Annotated in this window: 20 protein-coding genes and 1 pseudogene; 14 read left to right on the forward strand and 7 right to left on the reverse strand. The window is 57.7% G+C overall.

All coding sequences use genetic code 11. The features are described 5' to 3' along the window. Window positions 1–90 precede the first annotated feature (90 nt). Window positions 91–456, reverse strand: coding sequence for an osmotically-inducible lipoprotein OsmE (gene osmE / locus PSES9_RS0113225; protein ID WP_029529545.1), 366 nt, complete (start codon window positions 454–456; stop codon window positions 91–93). A gap of 192 nt (window positions 457–648) precedes the next feature. Here osmE and PSES9_RS0113230 point away from each other — a divergent pair, with 192 nt between their 5' ends. Further along, window positions 649–1,545, forward strand: coding sequence for an AEC family transporter (locus tag PSES9_RS0113230; protein WP_010487628.1), 897 nt, complete (start codon window positions 649–651; stop codon window positions 1,543–1,545). Window positions 1,546–1,567: 22 nt separating this feature from the next. Here the strand turns inward: PSES9_RS0113230 and PSES9_RS23550 are convergent, their stop codons facing one another. Then, window positions 1,568–1,798 carry a hypothetical protein gene (locus PSES9_RS23550; protein ID WP_010487631.1) on the reverse strand — a complete coding sequence of 77 codons (231 nt, stop codon included), beginning with the start codon at window positions 1,796–1,798 and terminating at the stop codon, window positions 1,568–1,570. 303 nt (window positions 1,799–2,101) lie between these two features. On the opposite strand from PSES9_RS23550, the gene PSES9_RS0113240 reads away from it, so the two are divergent. From PSES9_RS0113240 to PSES9_RS0113270, 7 genes are all read left to right on the forward strand, one after another. Then, window positions 2,102–2,992: an esterase/lipase family protein gene (locus PSES9_RS0113240; RefSeq protein ID WP_010487632.1), complete on the forward strand. Its 891-nt coding sequence runs from the start codon at window positions 2,102–2,104 to the stop codon at window positions 2,990–2,992. A gap of 198 nt (window positions 2,993–3,190) precedes the next feature. Beyond that, window positions 3,191–3,697, forward strand: a complete 507-nt coding sequence (locus tag PSES9_RS0113245) for a TRAP transporter small permease subunit (protein WP_010487634.1) — start codon at window positions 3,191–3,193, stop codon at window positions 3,695–3,697. After that, complete coding sequence (locus PSES9_RS0113250; protein ID WP_010487637.1) at window positions 3,697–5,022, forward strand: TRAP transporter large permease; 1,326 nt, start codon at window positions 3,697–3,699, stop codon at window positions 5,020–5,022. Before PSES9_RS0113245 ends, PSES9_RS0113250 begins: the two co-directional genes overlap by 1 nt. A gap of 238 nt (window positions 5,023–5,260) precedes the next feature. Continuing rightward, window positions 5,261–6,310 carry a TRAP transporter substrate-binding protein DctP gene (gene dctP, locus PSES9_RS0113255; protein ID WP_010487638.1) on the forward strand — a complete coding sequence of 350 codons (1,050 nt, stop codon included), beginning with the start codon at window positions 5,261–5,263 and terminating at the stop codon, window positions 6,308–6,310. A gap of 219 nt (window positions 6,311–6,529) precedes the next feature. Beyond that, window positions 6,530–7,903, forward strand: coding sequence for a glutamine synthetase family protein (locus PSES9_RS0113260; protein ID WP_010487639.1), 1,374 nt, complete (start codon window positions 6,530–6,532; stop codon window positions 7,901–7,903). A gap of 51 nt (window positions 7,904–7,954) precedes the next feature. Next, entirely contained in the window at window positions 7,955–9,343 is a 1,389-nt protein-coding gene (locus tag PSES9_RS0113265; protein WP_010487641.1) for an aldehyde dehydrogenase family protein, read from the forward strand. 7 nt (window positions 9,344–9,350) lie between these two features. Continuing rightward, complete coding sequence (locus PSES9_RS0113270; protein ID WP_010487644.1) at window positions 9,351–10,520, forward strand: iron-containing alcohol dehydrogenase; 1,170 nt, start codon at window positions 9,351–9,353, stop codon at window positions 10,518–10,520. A gap of 48 nt (window positions 10,521–10,568) precedes the next feature. Here the strand turns inward: PSES9_RS0113270 and PSES9_RS0113275 are convergent, their stop codons facing one another. The 3 genes from PSES9_RS0113275 to dksA all read right to left on the reverse strand — a co-directional run bounded on the left by PSES9_RS0113275 (window position 10,569) and on the right by dksA (window position 12,576). Beyond that, a complete protein-coding gene (locus PSES9_RS0113275; RefSeq protein ID WP_010487646.1) occupies window positions 10,569–11,102 on the reverse strand; it encodes a hypothetical protein in 534 nt (177 codons plus the stop codon). Window positions 11,103–11,152: 50 nt separating this feature from the next. After that, a complete protein-coding gene (gluQRS, locus tag PSES9_RS0113280) occupies window positions 11,153–12,040 on the reverse strand; it encodes a tRNA glutamyl-Q(34) synthetase GluQRS (RefSeq protein WP_010487648.1) in 888 nt (295 codons plus the stop codon). Window positions 12,041–12,132: 92 nt separating this feature from the next. Then, complete coding sequence (gene dksA, locus PSES9_RS0113285; protein WP_010487649.1) at window positions 12,133–12,576, reverse strand: RNA polymerase-binding protein DksA; 444 nt, start codon at window positions 12,574–12,576, stop codon at window positions 12,133–12,135. 383 nt (window positions 12,577–12,959) lie between these two features. Here dksA and PSES9_RS0113290 point away from each other — a divergent pair, with 383 nt between their 5' ends. Beyond that, window positions 12,960–14,141 carry a pyridoxal phosphate-dependent aminotransferase gene (locus PSES9_RS0113290; protein ID WP_010487650.1) on the forward strand — a complete coding sequence of 394 codons (1,182 nt, stop codon included), beginning with the start codon at window positions 12,960–12,962 and terminating at the stop codon, window positions 14,139–14,141. Beyond that, on the forward strand, window positions 14,131–14,841 hold the full coding sequence (sfsA, locus tag PSES9_RS0113295) for a DNA/RNA nuclease SfsA (protein ID WP_010487651.1): 711 nt from the start codon (window positions 14,131–14,133) through the stop codon (window positions 14,839–14,841). The genes PSES9_RS0113290 and sfsA overlap by 11 nt, the downstream gene beginning before the upstream one ends. Window positions 14,842–14,859: 18 nt before the next feature. On the opposite strand, the gene PSES9_RS0113300 is transcribed toward sfsA, so the two are convergent. Together PSES9_RS0113300 and PSES9_RS0113305 are read right to left on the reverse strand one after the other, a co-directional pair. Next, the gene (locus tag PSES9_RS0113300) at window positions 14,860–15,177 is read right to left on the reverse strand and encodes a Rieske (2Fe-2S) protein (RefSeq protein ID WP_010487652.1); all 318 of its coding nucleotides are present in this window, start codon (window positions 15,175–15,177) and stop codon (window positions 14,860–14,862) included. Between the two features lie 194 nt (window positions 15,178–15,371). Further along, window positions 15,372–17,681, reverse strand: a complete 2,310-nt coding sequence (locus PSES9_RS0113305; RefSeq protein WP_010487653.1) for a TonB-dependent hemoglobin/transferrin/lactoferrin family receptor — start codon at window positions 17,679–17,681, stop codon at window positions 15,372–15,374. Window positions 17,682–17,875: 194 nt separating this feature from the next. Here PSES9_RS0113305 and PSES9_RS0113310 point away from each other — a divergent pair, with 194 nt between their 5' ends. From PSES9_RS0113310 to PSES9_RS0113325, 4 genes and pseudogenes are all read left to right on the forward strand, one after another. Continuing rightward, window positions 17,876–18,940: a hemin-degrading factor gene (locus PSES9_RS0113310; RefSeq protein ID WP_010487654.1), complete on the forward strand. Its 1,065-nt coding sequence runs from the start codon at window positions 17,876–17,878 to the stop codon at window positions 18,938–18,940. A gap of 111 nt (window positions 18,941–19,051) precedes the next feature. Beyond that, window positions 19,052–19,906, forward strand: a complete 855-nt coding sequence (locus PSES9_RS0113315) for a heme/hemin ABC transporter substrate-binding protein (RefSeq protein WP_425439608.1) — start codon at window positions 19,052–19,054, stop codon at window positions 19,904–19,906. Further along, window positions 19,903–20,935: pseudogene (locus PSES9_RS23555) on the forward strand (FecCD family ABC transporter permease). Before PSES9_RS0113315 ends, PSES9_RS23555 begins: the two are co-directional and overlap by 4 nt. Beyond that, window positions 20,935–21,702, forward strand: coding sequence for a heme ABC transporter ATP-binding protein (locus PSES9_RS0113325; protein WP_010487658.1), 768 nt, complete (start codon window positions 20,935–20,937; stop codon window positions 21,700–21,702). The pseudogene PSES9_RS23555 and the gene PSES9_RS0113325 overlap by 1 nt, the downstream one beginning before the upstream one ends. Window position 21,703: the final 1 nt, after the last annotated feature.

Raw genomic sequence — 21,703 nt, forward strand, 5'->3', positions numbered from 1 at the left:
ATGGCTCGCAAGGGCGTCGATTCTAGCGTGCCTGGACCTGCTGCGGGCACTAAACGCAGTATCTGTGACGCATTGTCCACGCGTGCTGGATCAATAACCCAGCACGCGGGCGCGGGCCCGGGCGTTTTCTTCCATTTGCTGGCAGGTCATAAAGCCTTTGCTGTCGACCCGGTCTGCTGAGTTGAAACTCACATAGTAAGGCTGCTGGTGGTCATCATTGTTGAGGATGGAGTTGTTAAAGGTGCCAGGTTCAAAACTGCGGTTAATGACCGATGAGGGTTGGCCGCCGACCTGCAGGACTTCCTTTTTAGTCATGTCATCCACCACATCCCTGACCAGTGGCTGGTCATTGAAGGTGAAGTAGTCAACCGGGTTCTCAGGCTTGTCTCCAGCGCAGCCAGACAATCCTGCGAGGGCGGTTAGAACAAAGGCAACGCCCAGAACGTTCTTATTCATGGTGTTCTCCTGTTGAAAGTCAGCAATCATTTCAGTGTATGGCTCTTATGACTCTAGATCGCTTTAGAAGTTGTGTTCCAGGGCGCGTATACCGTCGAATTATAAGTGCGCGGCAGGTATGCTTGCAGGCTCTCTAGCTGGCACGTCAGGGCGCGTCAGGCCGTTATGAAGTAGTTGAGGAGCCTTGGGACTATGCCTGCTGTTCTAGCAATTTTGCCGATCTTTGGCCTGATCGTACTCGGCTACCTGTTGGGTTGGCGCCAATGGTTGAGTGTCGAGAGCGCCGCTGGCTTGGCCAATATCACGTTCAAGCTGTTTATGCCGACGCTGCTGTTTGCCGGCATCGCCAAAGCACCGCTGGCCGATGGCTTGTCCATTACCTTGTTGCTCGCTTACTTTATCCCCGTGGTGCTGGTGTTTGGCGTGGTCAACTGTATTGTCCATCGCCAGCGCGGCGGGGCGACACCGCTGGGCCTGGCTGCTGCGTTTTCCAATAATGTGCTGGTCGGTATTCCTATCGTCACCACCTTGATGGGGCATGACGGCTTGGTGTACCTGTTCGCCATACTGGTGTTCCACAGCCTGACATTGTTTTCGATGCAGAGCTTCTACGCCGCGTTCGGTAGCCCGGAACGGGTCAATGTTGCCGCGTTGCTGAAAAACCTGGCCAATCCCATGATCATCGGCCTGTTGCTGGGCGCGTTGCTTAACTTGTCGGGCTGGGCTGCGCCGGAACCGCTGTGGAAAATGGTCACCTGGTTGGGCCAGGCGGCATTGCCCTGCGCGTTGATCGTATTGGGGGCGAGCCTGTCGCGTTTTCGATTGCGGCCAAGCACCAGTGTGCTGATGCTGACGTTGACCAAGCTGGTGCTTTTTCCTGCTCTGGTCTGGTGGTTCAGTGGGTTATTGCCACAATTGAGCGATGGTGCACGGAGTGTGCTGGTATTGATGGCTGCATGCCCGAGTGGGGTAAATATTCTCGGTTTTGCTAAAACTCAGGATGATGTGCGTAGCGTCAGCTCCACGGTGTTTCTATCTACCGTTCTTGGGGCGCTGACGCTACCTGTTTGGGTTCTGTTGGTCATCTAGTGGTTCGCCTTATCGCACGATCTTAGCCAGTTGTGCGGGCATCCAGGGTGCGCTGGGCACCACCCTCGGCGACACGAAATTGTGCGCCTGGGGTGCGCGACGAACCATTTTCAGCCAAAGGCTCCAGAACTTCGATTCGTTCCTGGCTGCCTTTAAGTTCACTCAACAATGGCTGTGGGCTGAAGCTGGGCAGCGCGAATGCCTGTGCGGCGAATAGGCTCAGGACCAAGCTGATAGCGACTTTGCTTTTCATGACTGACTCCTCGAATTGGGTTGTGATGCTTACGGGAGTCAATACTAGAGATGTGGCAAAAAATAAGAACTTGAGCGCTTTAATAGTATTCATCGACTGCGCTGATGGTGACTGCTGGCAACGCCTGAAGTCCTTGTGAGGTGCTGTTTTTCCAGGGGCGGCTAAGCTACAGCATCAGGCTGGGTGGGCACGTTCGTTGTTAAGTTCTCAGCGAAAAGTGCTTGTGCAGTGTACCCAGTTACAGCCAGTGCGCGGCTTTGGTCCGCGAGTCTTTCAACCCAGTGGAAACAAGGACGTCAGGTGATGAGTGATGCAGCGGCTGTGCGCTACCCCTTGATATTGGTACCTGGCATGTTGGGGTATGTGAGTCTGCTGGGATATCCCTATTGGTATGGGATTGTCGGGGCATTGCGCAAGAGCGGCGCCAAGGTCTTTGCCATCCAGGTTTCGCCGCTTAATTCCAGCGAGGTACGTGGTGAACAACTCCTGGTGCATATCCGTGATGTGCTGGCCAAAACCGGTGCCGAGAAGGTGCATCTGCTGGGGCATAGCCAAGGTGCATTGACTGCACGCTACGCGGCAGCATTGCAGCCACAGTGGGTTGCCTCAGTGACTTCGATCGCAGGGCCCAATCATGGTTCGGAACTCGCTGATTTTCTGGCCCGCAAAGCCGCCAGTGGCAGTCTTGCCGAGAAAGGGCTGAGGTTGCTGCTGGCTGGTTTTGCGCGGGTCATGGCCTGGCTTGAACTCGGATACAAAGGCCCGCCTTTGCCTGTTGATATTTCGGCTGCACACGGCTCACTCACCAGCGAAGGGGTTGCGGCGTTTAATCGCAAGTACCCACAAGGCTTGCCCGAACATTGGGGTGGCGAAGGCGCTGGCGAGGTCAATGGCGTTCGCTACTACTCGTGGTCCGGGACTCTGCAGCCGGGGATCACCAATCGTGGTGGCAACCGGGTTGATGGGCCCAACCTGGTGTGTCGAATATTTGCCAGGACCTTTCGCCGCGAAGCCGGCCAGTGTGACGGCATGGTCGGACGCTACAGCTCGCATCTGGGCAAGGTGATTGGCGATGATTATCCGCTTGATCACTTCGACATCATCAACCAGACCTTCGGCCTTGTCGGTAAGGGGGCGGACCCTGTGCGACTCTATGTGGAGCATGCACAGCGCCTGCGCGACGCTGGGTTGTGAAGTTCCCGCCAGGCTGGAGTCATCCTCCAAGCGGCATTCGCGTCTATATTCAATCCTAGGGTGAATTATTCAGTTGTGCCCGGCGCGAGAGGCGTGCCGAGGATATTCCAGGCTGCTGGGGGCATAAAGCGGCCGGAGTTGGTTTTATTTGATCTTCGACTAGTCTGACTAAATAACTATCAGAAAGCAGGGATCGCCATGCGTAGGCTTATCTGTGGCTTTGTGCGGGGAGTGGAGAAGATCAACCGGCTGGTAGGCCGATTCGCAATGTACTTGATCTTCGCCATGCTGGGCGTCTTGTTGTACTCATCAATCAGCAAAACCTTTTTCCAGCCCTCCATATGGACGCTGGAGAGCGCGCAATTCTTGATGGTGGCCTATTTTCTGTTGGGCGGCGCCTACTCGATGCAGCTTGATGCACATGTGCGCATGGACCTTATCTACAGTCGCTGGTCGCCCACCACGCGGGCGCTGGTTGATGCATTCACCGTGGTTTTGCTGATCTTCTATCTGGTGTTCTTGCTGTATGGCGGCATTTCGTCAACCCAGTACGCCCTTGAATACAGCGAGACCAGCTACTCGGCCTGGTCGCCATATATGGCGCCGATCAAGATCGTCATGTGCATTGGCATCTTTCTGATGCTGCTCCAGGCAATCGCCACCTTTTTCAAAGATGTCGCTGCAGCGCGTGGGGAGACCTTGTAATGGGGTATGAACTCATCGCCTTGCTGATGTTTTCTTCAATGATGTTGCTTCTCCTGACCGGTAAACGCGTATTTGGCGCCATTGGCTTCGTCGCTGTTGTGGCCGCCTTGATGTTGTGGGGCGATGGCGGCTCGGAGGTGGCGTTCAGCGCTGCCATGAAGCTGATGAAGTGGTACCCGTTATTGACCTTGCCGCTGTTCGTGTTCATGGGCTACATGCTTTCCGAGTCTGGCTTGGCGGATGACCTGTACCGCATGTTCCATGTGTGGATGGGGCCGCTCAATGGTGGCCTGGCGATTGGCACCATCGCCCTGATGGTGGCGATTTCGGCCATGAATGGCTTGAGTGTTGCCGGAATGGCGATTGGTGCAAGCATCGCGCTGCCTGAATTGCTGCGCCGGGGCTACGACAAGATCATGGTCACCGGCGTCATTCAGGCGGGCAGTTCATTAGGTATTTTGATCCCGCCAAGCGTGGTGCTGGTGCTCTACGGCATGATTGCCCGCCAACCCGTTGGCCAGCTCTGGCTGGCAGGCGTATTTCCTGGCTTGCTGATGGCCGGGTTGTTTGTGTTGTACATCGCGATTCGTTGTCGCCTACAACCAGACCTCGGGCCAGCGCTCAGCGCCGAGGAGCGCAAGGAGATTACCTGGGGCCAGAAAATTCGCTTGCTGCAAGCCGGGATAGTGCCGCTTTTCATCTTTTTCAGCATGACCGGTCTATTCCTGATGGGCATCACCAGCCTGGTCGAAAGCTCTGCCGTGGGCGCAGCGGCTGCAACCCTGGCGGCACTGTTCAAGCGCCGTCTGAATCGGGTGGTGATGGAAGAAACGCTGCGAAAAACCCTGGCGATTAGCTGCATGTTCATGTGGATCATTCTTGCCGCACTGTGCTTTGGCGCCGTATTCGATGGCCTGGGCGCGGTCAAGGCGATTGAGAGCTTCTTTATCGACCGCATGGACCTCAGTCCTTGGCAAGTGCTGATCATGATGCAGGTCTCGTTCATCCTCATGGGCATGTTTCTCGACGACACGGCGATGCTGGTGATCGTTGCGCCGTTATATGTGCCATTGGTGGGAGCCTTGGGCTTTGATCTGGTCTGGTATGGCGTGCTCTATACCATCACCTGCCAGATCGCCTATATGACGCCACCTTTTGGCTACAACCTGTTTCTGATGCGGGCCATGGCGCCGCCTGAAATCACCTTGCGTGACATCTATGTCTCCGTGACTCCGTTCGTGTTGATCATGATGCTGGCGCTGATCCTGGTGATGGTGTTCCCGCAAATAGCCTTGTGGCTGCCGCAATGGCATTACGCGCGTTGAGGCCCGTGTCAGATAAACCGTGCGCGTTGTTCAGTTGTGCGCACAGCCAGGTTAGCGAGTGATCGCCAGCCTTATAAAGCGTGTCCACCGAAGGGAATCTCTGAAAACCCTGGCAAAGGGTCTGTCGTAAGCGGCTCGTCAGTTGGGCGCTAGCTGATGCAGTGGTCAGAGGTTGTTTAAGAGTGGACGCCAATCTGCGGTTGTATTGCATCTGAATCGACACTATGGAGAGCACAGCATGAGTACGAGACGCGATTTTCTGAAGACCGCTGCGGTGACCACCGGCGCAGTTGGCGCCACGGCATTGGGTTCGGCGCATATTTACGCGGCCGAACCGAAAAAAATCACCTGGCGATTGCAAACCTACGCAGGCCCCGCACTGGCCGAGCACGTTATCAAGCCGTCCATCGACGCCTTCAATAAAGCAGCCAATGGCCAGATGGAAATTCAGCTGTATTTTGCTGATCAACTGGTCCCGACAGGGGAGCTGTTTCGCGCCATGCAGCGCGGCACCATCGATGCGGTGCAAAGCGATGATGACTCAATTGCAGCACCGGTCGATGTTGCGGTGTTTGGCGGTTACTTTCCCTTTGCAACGCGCTACAGCCTGGATGTGCCGGTGTTGTTCGAGCAGTACGGCCTCAAGGAAATCTGGGAGGAAGCCTACGGTGAGGTGGAGGGCGTGACCTGGCTCGGCGCTGGTGCATGGGACCCGTGCAACTTCGCCACTGTCGAGCCGATCAAGAGCCTTGATGATCTCAAGGGCAAGCGCATTTTCACCTTTCCAACCGCAGGCAAGTTCCTTGCACGTTTTGGCGTGATTCCGGTAACGCTGCCTTGGGAGGATGTCGAGGTGGCAGTGCAAACCGGCGAGCTCGATGGCATCGCCTGGTCAGGCATCACCGAGGACTACACCGTCGGCTGGGCCAACGTCACCAAGTACTTCCTGACCAATAATATTTCGGGCGCCTGGTGCGGTTCCTACTTCGCTAATTCAGAAAAATGGGCCGAGGTGCCGGAGCATCTGCAGACCTTGTTCAAACTGTGCATGGACAGCTCAAACTACTACCGCCAGCACTGGTATTGGGGCGGCGAGGCGCAGTTGCGTGTCGAGGGCAGCAAGTTGCAATTGACCAGCATTCCACCTGAACAGTGGAAAAAGGTCGAAGACGAAGCCCAAGTGTTCTGGGATGAAATTGCCAAGACCAGCCCGCGCTGCGCCAAGGTGGTCGAGATATTCAAAAAATACAACGCACTGATGGCCAAGGCCGGTTCGCCGTATCGATAACCGTTTGGCCGGTACGCCTGAGCCTGAGATCGAGCGGGCTCGGGCGTTGTGCGTTCAGGGAAGCGCTGAAAAACCACTGCACCAGCTATCAGTGTGTTGACGCGCTGCTTGGAATACTCCTTTTCAGCGATTCCAGGCAAAGCAATCCATCATCCATCCAGTTCATGTGTTCGCTAAATCGACAGGGATGTCGGTCATAACAATTAGACAGGGGGCATCATGCTCAATCCGCGGGATGTGAAAACCATCGAGGATGCCAAGCGCATTATCGAGGAGCGAAACCTGAGTCATATCAAAGTCGGTCTGTTCGATAACGACGGCGTCATGCGCGGTAAATACATGAGCCGCAGCAAATTCTACTCATCGCTGGAGCATGGTTTTGCATTCTGCGATGTGGTGCTCGGCTGGGATGTCAAAGACCAGCTCTACGACAATGCCAGCTACACCGGCTGGCATACGGGTTACCCCGATGCGCCGGTGCGGATCCTGCCGCAGACCTGCCGCGATATTCCGTTCGAGAACGGCATGCTGTTGTTCCTTGCCGAGTTTGACCAGCAAGCTGAAGCGGTCTGCCCGCGCGGTACTTTGCGCAAGGTTATCCAGCGTTGCCAGGACATGGGCTATGACCCATTTGCAGCACTGGAATACGAGTTTTTCATGTTTGATGAAACACCCGAGTCGGTGCGCGAAAAGGGCTACCGCAACCTCAAGCCCTTCACCCCGGACTGGTTTGGCTATTCGATGGTTCGCAATTCGGTGCATGCCGAGCTTTACCATCAGATTCTCGAAATGTCGGAAATCATGGATTTCCCCATCGAAGGCCTGCACACAGAAACCGGGCCCGGCGTGCTTGAGGCTGCAATTGCCTATGACCACGCCGCCGACGCTGCCGACAAGGGCGCGCTGTTCAAGACCTTTATGAAAGTGTTGGCCCAGCGCAATGGCTTGATGGCGACTTTCATGGCCAAGTGGTCGGGGAAATATCCAGGGCAGAGTGGGCATATCCATGTTTCGCTGCGTAATCGCAGCAATGGCAAGTCGGCCTTTTTCGACCCGAGCCAAGCGCACAACATGAGCGAAGTGCAACGCCACTTCCTGGCAGGCCAACAGCGCTTGATGCCGGAGTTCTTGTGCATGGTCGCGCCTACGCTCAATAGCTATCGGCGCATGATCCCGGGTTTCTGGGCGCCGACCGATGCGACCTGGGGGGTCGAGAATCGTACGGCTGCGCTGCGGGTCATTCCCGGCAGCGACAAGTCGCAGCGCCAGGAGTACCGCCTCGGCGCGGCGGACGCCAATCCTTATCTGGCGTTATCCGTGGCATTGGCATCGGGCCTGTATGGTGTGATGCAAAAGTGGCAGCCGCCCGAGCCTATCGTGGGTAACGCCTACGAACAGAAGCATCCCGAGCATTTGGCCCTGCCACGCACCTTGTGGGACGCCGCTCAGCGGTTACGAGCTTCAAGCGCCGCCCGGGAGATGTTTGGCGATGCTTTTGTCGAGCACTTTGCGGCGAGTCGCGAGTGGGAAGAGCGTGAATACCGCCGCCATGTCAGTGATTGGGAGCTGGAGCGCTACTTTGAAATTATCTAGCGCCGTTGGGTCAACGTCCCGTCGCTAAGAATCCTCTTTTTGGAGTGTTTTATGGCTAGCTTGAAATGTATTTCACCGATTGATGGCTCGGTCTATGTCGAGCGGGAACTGGCGACAGCCCATGAAATAGAGGCGGCCTTGGCACAGGCTGACAAAGCCCAGCTGCACTGGAAGCAGACGCCCTTGAGCGAGCGAATCGCCATTGCCCGCAAGGCGATCGATATCTTTAGCGCTAAAGAAGGCCTGCTGGCGCAAGAGTTGTGCTGGATGATGGGCCGCCCAATTCGCTACGCCGCTGGCGAAATCAAAGGTTTTGTCGAGCGCGCCAGTTATATGGCCGATATCGCCGAGCAGGCATTGGCGGATATCCAGCTTCCCGACAAAGCCGGTTTCATTCGGTTTATCCGTCGTGAGCCGCTGGGTGTCGCGCTGGTCATTGCACCCTGGAATTACCCTTACCTCACTTCTGTAAATGCGGTGCTCCCGGCATTGTTGGCCGGTAACACGGTATTGCTTAAACATTCCGCGCAGACGCCACTGTGTTCTGAACGCATGGTGGCGGCATTCCATGAGGCCGGGCTGCCGAAAGGGGTCTTCCAGTATTTGCACCTGAGCCATGCAGACACAGAAAAGTTGATACAGGCTCCCGCCGTGCAGCACGTGGCGTTTACCGGTTCGGTGCCGGGCGGGGCGATGGTCGAGCGTGCCGCAGCCGGGCGCTTTATCAGCACCGGGCTGGAACTGGGCGGGAAAGACCCGGCTTATGTGCGCGCCGATGCAGACTTGAGCCATGCCGTTGAAACCACCATCGACGGGGCCTTTTTCAATTCAGGGCAATCCTGTTGCGCGATCGAGCGCATTTATGTGCATGAGTCGCTGTATGAGGACTTCGTCAAACAGGCGGTGGCGTTGGTCAAAACCTACAAGCTGGGCCGTTCCGATGACCCGGAAACCACCTTGGGCCCCTTGGTCAAGCCCCAGGCCGCTGATTTTGTCCGTGGGCAAATCGAGGAGGCAGCGCGCCAGGGCGCCACTGCACATATTGATCCGGCAGATTTTGCCATGGATAAACGCGGCACCGCTTACCTGGCGCCGCAACTGCTGACCGATGTCGACCACCGCATGCGGGTGATGACCGAGGAATCTTTTGGCCCGGTGGTGGGGGTGCAGAAGGTCAAGGATGATGAAGAAGCCCTGGCCCTGATGAACGACAGCGAGTTTGGCTTGACTGCGGCAATTTTCAGTCGCGATATAGACGGGGCAATGGCGTTGGCCGATCAAGTCCAGGCGGGCACTGTATTTCTCAATCGCTGTGATTATCTGGACCCCGCGCTGGCCTGGACCGGAGTGAAAAACTCAGGGCGTGGCTGCACCTTGTCAAGTGTCGGCTTCGAGCACCTGACCCGGGCAAAATCCTTCCACTTCAAAACCGAATTGTGAGGTTGATATGAGTCATGATCAGTACCGGATGAACTGGAACTACCCGCCTGCCATGCGTGTGGGTGTCGGGCGTATCGCCGAATTGGCGCAGGCCTGCAGCAGCTTGGGGATGCAGGCACCGCTGATAGTGACCGACCCTGGTCTCGCCGCATTGCCGATGATTGAAGCCGCAAGGGCGCAGTGCCGTGACAGCGGTCTCAATGTCGGCGTGTTCTCGGCCATTAAAGGCAACCCTACCGGGGACAATGTCATGGCTGGTGTTGCAGCGTTCAAGGCCGGCGGGCACGACGGGGTAATTGCCTTTGGCGGTGGCTCGGCCTTGGATGCCGGTAAAGCCATTGCACTGATGGTTGGGCAAGACCGACCACTGTGGGACTTTGAAGACATCGGCGACAACTGCAACCGGGTGAATGTCGCCGGCATGGCGCCGGTGGTTGCGGTACCGACCACCGCCGGTACGGGCAGCGAAGTCGGGCGTGCCTCGGTGATCACTGATGCCGAGGCTCATATCAAGCGGATCATTTTCCACGCACGAATGCTCCCGGCTGTGGTGATACTCGACCCGGAATTGACCTTGGGCTTGCCCGCCAGGATCACTGCCGCAACGGGCATGGATGCGCTGTCACACAACCTTGAAGCCTATTGCTCACCCTTGTTTCACCCAATGGCTGAAGGTATTGCGCTCGAAGGCATGCGCCTGGTGCAGCAGTTTTTGCCGCGAGCGGTTGCCCATGGCGATGATGTCGAGGCGCGTTTGCAGATGCTGGTGGCCTCGAGCATGGGCGCGACGGCATTTCAACGTGGGCTGGGCGCCATGCATGCGCTGGCGCATCCGCTTGGCGCCCTGTATGACGCCCACCATGGCTTGCTAAACGCGGTGCTGATGCCCTATGTGCTGCAGGCGAACAAGGCCCAGATCGCGCCGCAAATGGAGAAGCTGGCACGCTACCTGGATTTGCCGGGGCAGGGGTTCAACGGTGTGCTTGACTGGGTGCTGGCGCTGCGTGAGGAACTGGGCATTCCGCACAGCCTGGTCGAGATTGGTATCGACGATACCCAGATCGAGCGTGTCGGCAGCATGGCCCAGGCTGATGCTTCGGCAGGCACCAATCCCATTGCATTCAGCGCGGCGCAATACAGTCAATTGTTCTTGCGGGCGCTGGACGGCAAGTTATAGCTTTTCTAGCAATACCGCTGCGCCGACCAATGATCGGCGCAGTGCTGCCTATTGTTCGGCTTGCGCCGCTTTCAGTGCTTCATAGGACGGCGCGGCGTAGATCCCAACTTCAACCGCCAGGGCCATGACACGCTCAAGGTCAGTGCTGTAAACCAGTACTGCCTGTAACTCGTCATCCAGCGGCTCGCTCAAGTCAACCAGCACATAACCCTTGGTTTCCGGGCTGAGGCTGCCGAGTTGCACCTGGATACGGTTAAGCGCTTTCAGCGGTTCGACTTTCACCAGTTGCTTGGGCTTGAGTACAAAGCTGACCTGTGGCCCGAACGAGTCGACAATCTGCTGGAACAGCGCGTCGTAGCTGTCGGCCTGAAACAGCACGGTTTCCGGCAGGCTACCGATCACCACCCATTCGCCCAGTGGAATAGGAAAGCTCTCGTCATAGTTGATGTCCGGGTTGGCCGCCAGGAACGCTTGCGGGTCGGCATAGGCTTGCGCCGCTTCATCAGCGATCTTTGCCACTTCTTCAGGGAGCATGCAACCCGAGCTAATTTTACTGATCAATTCTTCGAGCTGGGTTTTCATCTGGCATCCTGTGTATGTATCAGAGCGGTGGTTGAGAATATAGGGCGTATCTAGCGCAAGTGGGCCTCAGCCAAGGTTAGCTTGCGCGGTATCAGGCTGCTGTCCCAGTGTTGGGTCGCCCATTTCAGTAATTCGCCGGGGCTGGAGCCCGTGGCATCGTCCGGCGTTGCCTGGCCCAGGGTTCGCATGGCGCGAAGCAACTGGGCGGTTGCCTGCTCGGCCTGGAGTGGCGGAGAACGATAGGATTTACCCAGTTTGTGGCCATCGGGCTGGATAATCAGTGGGACATGCAAGTAACGCGGTTGGGCAAAACCCAGCAGCTCCTGCAAATACAACTGGCGCGGGGTTGAGTCGAGCAGGTCTGCGCCGCGAACGACATCGGTAATGCCTTGCCAGGCATCATCGATCACCACTGCCAGTTGGTAGGCGTACAAGCTGTCGCGGCGGCGAATCACCATGTCGCCGACTTCCCGGCCCAAATGCTGGCGAAACTCACCCTGCACGCGATCGGTAAAGTGATAGCTCAGCTCGGGTACGCGCAAGCGGATTGCCGCATTGTCGAGTGGCTTGCCGAGATTGCGGCAAAAACCTGGGTAGATACCCTGGTAGGCCTCCAACTCTTTGCGCGAGCAGGTGCAGGCGTAGGCCAGGCCTTGGTTGAAAAGGCTTTCTAGAACATGCTGGTAGTGTTCATGGCGCTCGCTCTGGCGCACTAATTCGCCATCCCATTCGAATCCGTAGTTCTCCAGCGATGTCATGATCGCCGCTTGAGCGCCGGGCATTTCACGGGGCGGATCGAGATCCTCCATCCGTACCAGCCAGCGGCCACCCACCGCGCGCGCGTCGAGATAGGACGCCAGGGCTGCGACCAGTGAACCGAAGTGAAGGTAACCGCTTGGAGTGGGAGCGAAGCGTCCGATGTAGTCAGGATTATTCATGGGAGCGAGCCAGCCTGATGCAGGCAAGTGTGCGCGACGGAAACGGCACGGGGAGAATCAAAACGGGGTGCCTTGGCACCCCGTTTTCCAGATCAGGAACCGACCTGTTTTTCTTTGATTTCCGCTAGGGTTTTGCAGTCAATGCAAAGTGTAGCGGTTGGGCGGGCTTCAAGTCGGCGGATGCCAATTTCAACGCCGCAGGACTCACACCAGCCGTAATCTTCGTCTTCGATCAGCTGCAGGGTCTCGTCAATCTTCTTGATCAGCTTGCGCTCGCGATCACGCGCGCGCAGTTCCAGGCTGAACTCTTCTTCCTGGCTTGCACGATCGGCTGGGTCAGGAAAGTTGGCTGCCTCGTCCTGCATGTGATGCACAGTGCGATCGACTTCTTGCATCAGTTCCAGCTTCCACTTGTTGAGGATGCCGGTAAAATGCGCACGCATGGGCTCACCCATGTACTCTTCACCCTTGCTCTCTTGGTAGGGTTCGAAGCCACGGATCAGTTGACCGCTTTTTGCTTTTGCTTTGGTGGGCATGGATGACCGCCTCTCACTTTCTCAATTCTACTGCGCAGGATGATATCCCTTTGCCGACTTTCAGTCGGCCCTGCGGCTGCAAGCGGGCGAACTTACCAGATCAATACCCATCGCGCTACTCCCGGTTGTCTAGCACGTCACGCTTTTGTGGGCTTGATGGGCATATATGCCTCTGTTTTTATTGGTAATCCGCTTTTGCATCCGCAGTAGAAGCCTGTAATAGATGGCTTCCAGCGGTTTTCGCCGTTTGTTTAAACAAGAAGCTTATAAACCGAAGATTTAAGTGTTTTTATTTCGTATTAGGGCTTTTCAGCGCAGGTCACTGCCGTTTTTCCTGTCGGTTGGTTAGACTCCAGCGTTTGTTTACCTGCCAAGGCAACTTCATGGCCCAATCCTATAGTGCACGCAGTCGCGCGATCGAACCCTTCCATGTGATGGCGCTGTTGGCCCGCGCCAACCAGTTGCAGGCGGAGGGTCATGATGTCATCCACCTTGAAATTGGCGAGCCCGACTTCACCACGGCCGCGCCTATCGTGGCTGCCGGACAGGCCGCCTTGGCTGCGGGCCACACTCGCTATACCCCGGCCCGGGGCATTGTGCAGTTGCGTGAAGCAATCTCGGGTTTCTATGCCCAGCGCTATGGGCTCGATATCGATCCGCAGCGAATCCTGATTACCCCAGGTGGCTCAGGTGCCTTGCTATTGACCAGCAGCCTGTTAGTCGATCCAGGCAAGCATTGGCTGTTGGCTGATCCGGGTTATCCCTGTAACCGGCATTTCCTGCGTTTGATCGAAGGCGCGGCGCAGTTGGTTCCGGTGGGCCCTGAGGTGCGCTATCAACTGACGCCCGAGCTGGTTGCGCGGCACTGGGACAGCTCCAGTGTCGGGGCCCTGGTTGCATCACCGGCCAACCCGACCGGGACGATCTTGCAGCGCGATGAGTTGGCAGGCTTATCGCAAGCGGTGAAGCAACGGGGTGGCCACCTGGTGGTTGATGAGATTTACCACGGTCTGACTTATGGCGTGGATGCCAGCAGCGTGCTGGAAGTCGATGATCAAGCCTTCGTGCTTAACAGCTTCTCAAAATACTTCGGTATGACCGGCTGGCGCCTGGGCTGGATGGTCGCGCCTGAAGCGGCTGTGCCCGAGCTTGAGAAGCTGGCGCAAAACCTCTACATCAGCGCGCCGAGCATGGCTCAACATGCCGCGCTTGCCTGTTTCGAGCCGGCGACTATCGACATTCTCGAGCAACGCCGCGAACAGTTTGCGAAACGGCGTGATTTCTTGCTGCCGGCATTGCGGGAGCTGGGCTTTAAAATTGCGGTAGAGCCCGAAGGCGCCTTCTATCTATATGCAGATATCTCGGCGTTTGGTGGCGATGCCTTTGCATTTTGCGAGCACTTTCTTGATTCCGAGCACGTGGCGTTTACGCCCGGCCTGGACTTTGGCCGTCATCAAGCGACGCAACATGTGCGCTTTGCCTATACGCAAAGCCTGCCGCGCTTGCAGGAAGCGGTCGAACGTATTGGCCGTGGCCTAAAAAGCTGGAGTGGCCATGCAGTTTGATCCGCCGCTTGAGGAAGGGCGCTTGCTGCGCCGGTACAAGCGCTTTTTGGCTGATATCGAAACCAGCAGCGGCGAGCTGCTGACCATCCACTGCGCGAACACCGGCTCAATGCTCAATTGCATGAGCGAAGGCGCGCGGATTTGGTTTAGCCGCTCCAGTGATCCGAAGCGCAAGCTGCCCGGTAGTTGGGAAATAGGCGAGACCCCGCACGGGCGGCTGGCCTGTATCAATACAGCGCGGGCCAATGCCCTGGTTGAAGAGGCGCTGCAGGCTGGGCGGATTGCCGAACTGAGCGGTTTTACAGCGCTCAAGCGCGAAGTGCCTTATGGGCAGGAGCGCAGTCGGATTGATTTTCGGCTTCAATACCCTTCAGGCTTTGCCTTCGTGGAAGTTAAAAGCGTTACCCTGGGCTTTGCCGATAGCGATGTGGCGGCTTTTCCAGATGCGCGTACCGAGCGCGGAGCCAAGCACCTGAGAGAATTAGCCGCCCTGGCCAGGGATGGGGTGCGTGCGGTGCAGCTTTATTGCGTCAATCTGTCGGGTATTACCGCAGTACGCGCCGCCAGTGAAATCGATCCGGCCTATGCCGCTGCTTTGCTTGAAGCCAGGCAGGCTGGCGTCGAAGTGCTGGCGTATGGGGTGGATATCAGCCCCTTGGGGATAACGTTGGTGCGGCCCTTGCCCGTCATTGGGCTTTAGTCTTGGCGCAGCCTGCTGTCACAGCTTGACCCAGATACCCTGGGCGTCTTCACCGCAGTCAACGGTCGCCAATGATTGACCTTCGCACGGCCCGGTGACGCATTCGCCCGACTCGATCAGGAACAAGGCACCATGGGTTGCGCATTGGATCAAGCTGGCGCTGCTGTCGAGAAACTGGTTGGGCTGCCATTCCAGGGGGACGCCGCGATGGGGGCAGCTGTTGCGGTAGGCAAACAGCTGGGCATCCTTGCGCACGATCAGGATTTGTTGCCCTGCCACTTCAAAACCAAGGCTCTGGCTTTCTGCAAGCGCCGTGCTGGCGCATAGGTAGATCATGAGGCTCTCCACAATTAGTGCGCATTATCACGCATCTAGCGGGGAGGCGAATAGGGTGCGCATCCTTGCGCAATTTGAAAGCCTGGGTAGCGCCGTGGTGGGCAAGCTTCGCGTTGTCACAGCCTACTGACGGCGTTTGGGTTGAGCCGGGTAGGGTGGATCACGCTTTTCTATCCACCATTTCTCGCGGTTCATTAGTACTGCCAGGAGGCCGACACCCGTACGCTGCGCCCGACTTCGCTGTAGTAGTCATCGGGTTGGACGAGCGCGCCGTCTGGTACGTTCAGTGCGTTCCAGTATTTCTTGTCGAGGATGTTGAAGACACCCGCTTGCAGCTTGACGCCGTCCAACGCTGCGGGCTGCCAATAGGCGGTCATGTCAACGACACCGTAGCCCGGGGCTTTAAAGTCGGCGTCTGTCTCGACCTTGTCGCGAGCGCTGGCTGCGGTCAGCATCAAGTCGCTGCCAAAGCGCTCATGCTCGTAGCTCAGGCCGAGGGTGGTGGTCAGCGGCGCAACCGAGTTCAGGTCTTGATTGGTCTTGCGGTCTTCGCCACGCGCCCAGGCCACTGCACCCCAAAGTTTCCAGTCCTTGCTAAAGCCCCAGTGTGCGGTCGCTTCGGCGCCGTAGATGCGCACTTTGTCGCGGTTTTCAGTACGGGTCACACCGAATGGATAATCAGCGGCATCCAGGCCAAGATCGGCAACTTGCTGGCTGTCGAGCAGCACGCCTTCATCAATAAAGTTCTTGTAATGGTTGGCGAACAGGCTCAGCGAACCGCCCAACTGGTTGTTGCCGAATTGGCCGCCCACCTCGTAACCGTTGCTTTCTTCTGGCTTGAGATCCGGGTTGCCCACGCGCAGATAAGTACCCGAGGCGCCGTAGTTCATGTACAACTGGGTGGCGTCCGGTGCTTTGAAACCTTGCGCCCATTGCGCATAAAGCAGCGCTTGCTCGGCCACCTGCCAGGTGGCCAACAGGCTGGCGGACAGCTTGCTGTCATCACTGTCGGTAAGGGACGAGTTGTTATTGGGGTTGACGTTATCGGCGTAGTCGCCGCCTGCGTCGGGTTCGACTTTATAGGCGTCGTAGCGCAAGCCCGGGGTCAGCTTGAATACCCCATCGGCAAAGCTGATTTCATCTGCAGCGTACACTGCCCATTGGCGGCCTTTGGCTTCAGGGCTGTCGGCCTGGTTGGTGTGCAGGAAATCACACGCGCTCGGGCCCATGTAGACGGGTGAGCTCGGTGAGGGTGAAACCAGGTTGGCCGGGCAGTTATCCTGGCCTTTTGAGGCTTGCTGGGTTTCGATCCAATACAGTTCGCCGCCCAGGCTGAAGTCATGATCCAGGCCCACCAACTGCTTTTTTTTACCCACTTCACCAGTGAAGCCATACAGGGTTTTCTCGATACGGTTGTTACGCTGGAAAACCCCGCTTGGGTATTTGTAGGGGTTTTCTGGCAAGCCAAACATCTGGAATACAAAGTCGGGAATACCTGCACGGGAATCGAGGGCGCGCACGGCATCCTGGTCGTCTTCACGCTCGATTTTCTGCCAGTAGGTGATTGCATGGGCACGGTCGAGCCAGCCGTCGCTGTCTTGTGCCTTGAAGTCATAGTCCAGCGACAGGCGTTGGCGCTTGGTGTCTTCCTGGGTACTGTTTTCACCGGCCAGATAAGTACTGCCTTGGCCAGTGCGGGTGTCGATGTCATTTTCGCGCTTGAAGTATTCGGCGGTGAAGCCTAGCTGGTGACCACCATCGAAGCCTTGCTGCAGCTTGAGCAAGGCATTGTGCCGGTCGACATCTGCCGGGTTGGCCTCGGTGCGTCCGGCGCCCAGCAGGTTGTCGTTCCCCGAGGTTTCGAGCTCGTCGCCTTGGCGTTTGCCTGCTTGCAGTAACCATTTGGTGTGGTTGTAGCGGCCCGCCAGCGCTGCATTGAGCCCCCAGCTATTGTCTGCGCTGTCGTAGTCGGTTTTGGCCAGGGTTGCGAAGTCTTGTCCTTCGCTGAGCAGGTCATCCGGGTTGAGGGTGAACAGTTGCACTGCACCACCGAGGGCGCCTGAGCCTGCCTGGCTGGAGTTGGCGCCGCGAACGATATCCACCGCCGACAAACTGTTGAAATCAATTGCATCCAAGCCGCCCTGGGCACCGCCAGTTGGCCCCTGGCTGCGTGCGCCATCCGTCATCCAGGGCACGCGAATCCCGTCGATTGTGGTCAGCACACGATCGCGGTCAAGCCCGCGAATATTGATGCTCTCATTGTTGCGGTTGAAATTTACCCCCGGTTCCGAGCGCCGCCCCAGGTCGTCAAAACTGCGAATAAAACGCTTGTCCAGCGCTTCGGCATCGGTGCGTGTGGTGGTCGGCAAAGGCGCTTGTATGGGTGTCCCGGTGACCTCTGTGTCGGCGAGTTTGGCCGGTTCTGTTGCCGCAAGGCTTAAGGAAGGGCCGAGCAACATAAGCGCCAGGTATGAACGCAAGGGGAAGGGTGCTGTAGCAAACATGAAAACTCCTAAAGGTGTGTTGGGCAGCTTCTGTGAGTGCTTGTTGGAATTTGCGCAAACAGTAATGAGATTGATATGCTAATGCAAATGATTATCAAATCTAGTTAGTAAAGAAAAAATGCCAACCGTCCTTTGCTGGCGCAGACATTCGTCGTGCGGCAGTGGAAAAACCGTTCATTAGGAGCCGTTCAGTCATGAGTAATCTCAACTCGTCACAGGTCTGTGATCTATATCGAAACTGGCAACAACTACGTGGCGCTCAGCCTCGACTGCGCGCACGCGATGCGGCTGCGCACTTGAGTGTCAGTGAGGCTGAACTGGTTGCCAGCCGATTGGCTGTCGATACCGTGCGATTGCGCCCTGACTGGGCGCAGTTGCTGCCGGCACTGGGCGACTTGGGTTATGTGATGGCTTTAACCCGCAACGAGCATTGCGTGCATGAGCGCAAAGGCTTTTATCGCGAGGTGACCGTGAGTGCTGGCGGGCAAATGGGCCTGGTGGTGTCGGCGGATATTGATCTGCGCTTGTTTCTGGGTGGATGGAACAGTGTATTTGCTATCGCCGAGCAGACTGACAAAGGCATTCAGCGCAGTATTCAGGTGTTCGACCATCAAGGCATGGCGATCCACAAGGTATTTCTCACTGATACCAGTGAACTCGCTGCCTGGGAGCCTTTGGTCGAGCGTTTCCGAGCCCCGCAACAAAGTGCCGAGCTACAGCTGCAAGCGCGACCTGAGCCGTTGGTTGTAAGGCCAGACAGCGAGATTGATCAGCAAGGGTTACGTCAGGGCTGGTCTGCACTTAAAGACACCCACCATTTTTTTGCCTTGTTGAAAAAATACGGTGCTGCGCGGACCCAGGCGCTGCGCCTAGCGGGCAATGAATGGGCTGAATCTCTGGACCCGAGCGAGTTGACCCGCGCGTTGGAGCTGGCGGGGGAGCGCGACATCGGCATCATGGTGTTTGTTGGCAACCGTCATTGCATCCAGATTCATTCCGGGCCGATCAGCAAGTTACGGTGGATGGATACCTGGTTCAATGTACTGGACCCGGAGTTCAATCTGCACCTCAAAACGCCAGCTATCACCGAGTTGTGGCGTGTACGTAAACCCAGCAGCGATGGTGTTATCACCAGCCTTGAAGCCTTCGATGCCGAGGGCGAGTTGGTCATCCAGCTATTTGGCGCACGCAAGCCGGGCATCCCGGAACTTAGAACCTGGCGTGAACTGGTTGAGTCGCTACCAGCGGCAACGCACTAGTTTCCATTGATTTTTGGCAGCGGTGTCAGCAGGCGCCTCAAGCGGACAGGTGGCATGGGATTTATGAACATAGGTATTGGCGGGTTTGTTTTGAGTGTGGCGGCAGGCGTTATGTTTTGGGGGATCGCCCAGGCAGAGCCATTGCCGCAGCGCTGGGTGAGTGCGGGTGGTTCGATCAGCGAGTGGGTGGTCGAGCTGGGCGGTGAGTCGAAGCTGGTCGGGGTCGACACCACCAGTCAGCATCCGGCTGCGTTGCGAGAACTGCCAAGCATCGGTTATCAACGTCAACTCGCCGCCGAAGGCATTCTCGCGCTGAAACCGGACTTACTGCTCGGGAGCGATGAAATGGGGCCGCCGCCCGTGCTTGCTCAGTTGCAGGCTGCGGGCGTTGATATCGAGCGTGTATCGGTCAGTCCGCAGTTACCGGCATTGCAAGCCAACCTGCAACGTATTGGTCAATTATTGGGCGATACCAAAGGTGCGCAGTCTGTATTCGACGCTTATCAACAGCGCCTGCAACGCCAGCAGCAGTGGGTGAGTCAGGCGCAGGCACATGAAGCCGCGCCGACCGTATTGTTGCTGCTGGGGCATAGCGGCGGCAGCCCAATGGCGGGTGGCGTCGATACTTCGGCAGATTGGCTCATCAAGCAGGCGGGTGGCATCAATCTGGCCAGTCACCAGGGATATAAGGCCCTGTCCAGCGAGGCGCTGGTTGGGCTGGACCCGCAGGTTATAGTGATTGCCGACCGTAGCCTTGAGGGCGAGCAGGCCAAGCAAGCCTTGCTCAAGCAAAACCCAGGATTGGCCGCGACTCGGGCGGCACGGCATGGGCGTCTTATTGGGCTGGACCCGACGCTGCTGGTGGGTGGTTTGGGGCCGCGTTTGCCGGATGGACTGGCGGCCTTGTCCGCAGCCTTTTATCCTGAGAGCCAACCTTTGACCGCCGACGCCAAGTTGACCCCATGAATCTAGTTGTCAAACCGCGTCCATTGCTTATCGCACTGGGCGTGTTGCTGTTGTGCGCATTCAGCTTATCCCTGGCTTTGGGGCCGGTCAGCCTGTCCCTCGCCGATACCGCTAAAGCCTTGCTTAATCTGCTGGGGTTTCCTGTCGCAGGTGCCGAGCAGGCGCAGTTGATCATTGAGCAGATCCGCATGCCGCGCAGCCTGTTGGGCGCGGCAGTGGGGTGTGTCCTGGCGCTGTGCGGGGTGGCGATGCAAGGCCTGTTTCGCAACCCCCTGGCCGACCCCGGTTTAGTCGGTGTGTCGAGTGGTGCGGCCCTGGGGGCAGCAGTGGCGATTGTCGGTGGTGCCATGCTCGGCGGGATTCCGGCGGCTATTTCCCCCTATCTGTTGTCGGTCTGTGCATTCGCTGGCGGTTTGCTGGTGACCGCCATGGTCTATCGGCTGGGCCGACGCGATGGCGTTACCCATGTCGGCACCATGTTGCTGGCGGGCATTGCCCTGACTGCCTTGGCTGGCGCAGCCATTGGCCTGTTTACCTACCTGGCCGATGACGCAACGCTGCGCACCCTGACATTCTGGAACCTGGGCAGCCTCAATGGCGCCAGCTACCCGCGCCTGTGGCCATTGCTGGTTGTCACCCTTGGCGTTGGCTTGTGGCTTCCGCGCCGGGCCAGTGCATTGAATGCCTTGTTGCTCGGAGAGTCCGAGGCCCGGCATCTAGGCATTGATGTCGAGCGGGTCAAGCGTGAACTGGTGCTCTGTACCGCCCTTGGTGTCGGCGCAGCGGTGGCGGCGGCTGGAATGATTGGATTTATCGGCCTGGTTGTTCCGCATCTGGTCCGCTTGTTGGCTGGGCCGGACCATCGCCTGTTTTTGCCTGCCTCGGCACTGGCGGGGGGCGAGTCTATTGCTCTTTGCCGACTTGTTGGCACGCCTGGTGCTGGCGCCGGCAGAGTTGCCGATCGGCATAGTGACCGCGCTGATCGGTGCGCCGTTCTTCCTGTATTTATTGTTGAGAGGACGTGCCTGATGTTGCGAGCCGAGAATTTAGCGGTCAGGCGCGGCCCTTGTACCGTGCTATCCGGTATTACCCTGCAGCTGCAACCTGGCCAGGTGCTTGGTGTGCTTGGCCCCAATGGGGCGGGTAAAAGTACTTTGCTCGGCGCATTGAGCGGCGAACTTGAGGCGGCGCAGGGTGAGGTTTACCTCGACCAGCAGCGCCTGGCGCAATGGTCCGGTAGCGAGAGGGCGCGGCGCCTGGCCGTGCTGCCGCAGAGTTCAACGTTGAGCTTTGGTTTTCTGGTCGAGGAGGTTGTGGCAATGGGCCGTCTGCCACATGCCAGTGGCGCAGCACGAGATATGGAAATTATCGGCCAGGCCCTGGCCGCTGCGGATGCTGCGCATTTGGCGGGGCGCAGTTACCTGGCGTTGTCCGGCGGCGAGCGCCAGCGGGTGCATTTGGCGCGTGTGCTCGCCCAGTTGTGGCCCGGTGTTGAAGGGCAAACCCTGCTGCTCGATGAACCCACTTCGATGCTTGATCCACTGCATCAACACACCACATTGCAGGCCACGCGCACCTTTGCCGAAGGCGGCGCAGCGGTAATGGTGATCTTGCATGACCTGAACCTTGCAGCGCGCTATTGTGATCAGCTGTTACTGCTCGACCGTGGCCAGGCCTGCTTGCTTGGCAGTCCGGCAGAGGTGCTCCAGGCCGGGCCGCTACGTGATGTATTTGGCCTTGAGGTGTTGATCCAACAGCACCCAGAACGGGGCCACCCATTGGTGATTGCACGATAAG

Origin of the sequence: Pseudomonas sp. S9, from assembly GCF_000222125.1 — a bacterium.
GTDB classification, from domain to species: Bacteria; Pseudomonadota; Gammaproteobacteria; order Pseudomonadales; family Pseudomonadaceae; genus Aquipseudomonas; species Aquipseudomonas segetis.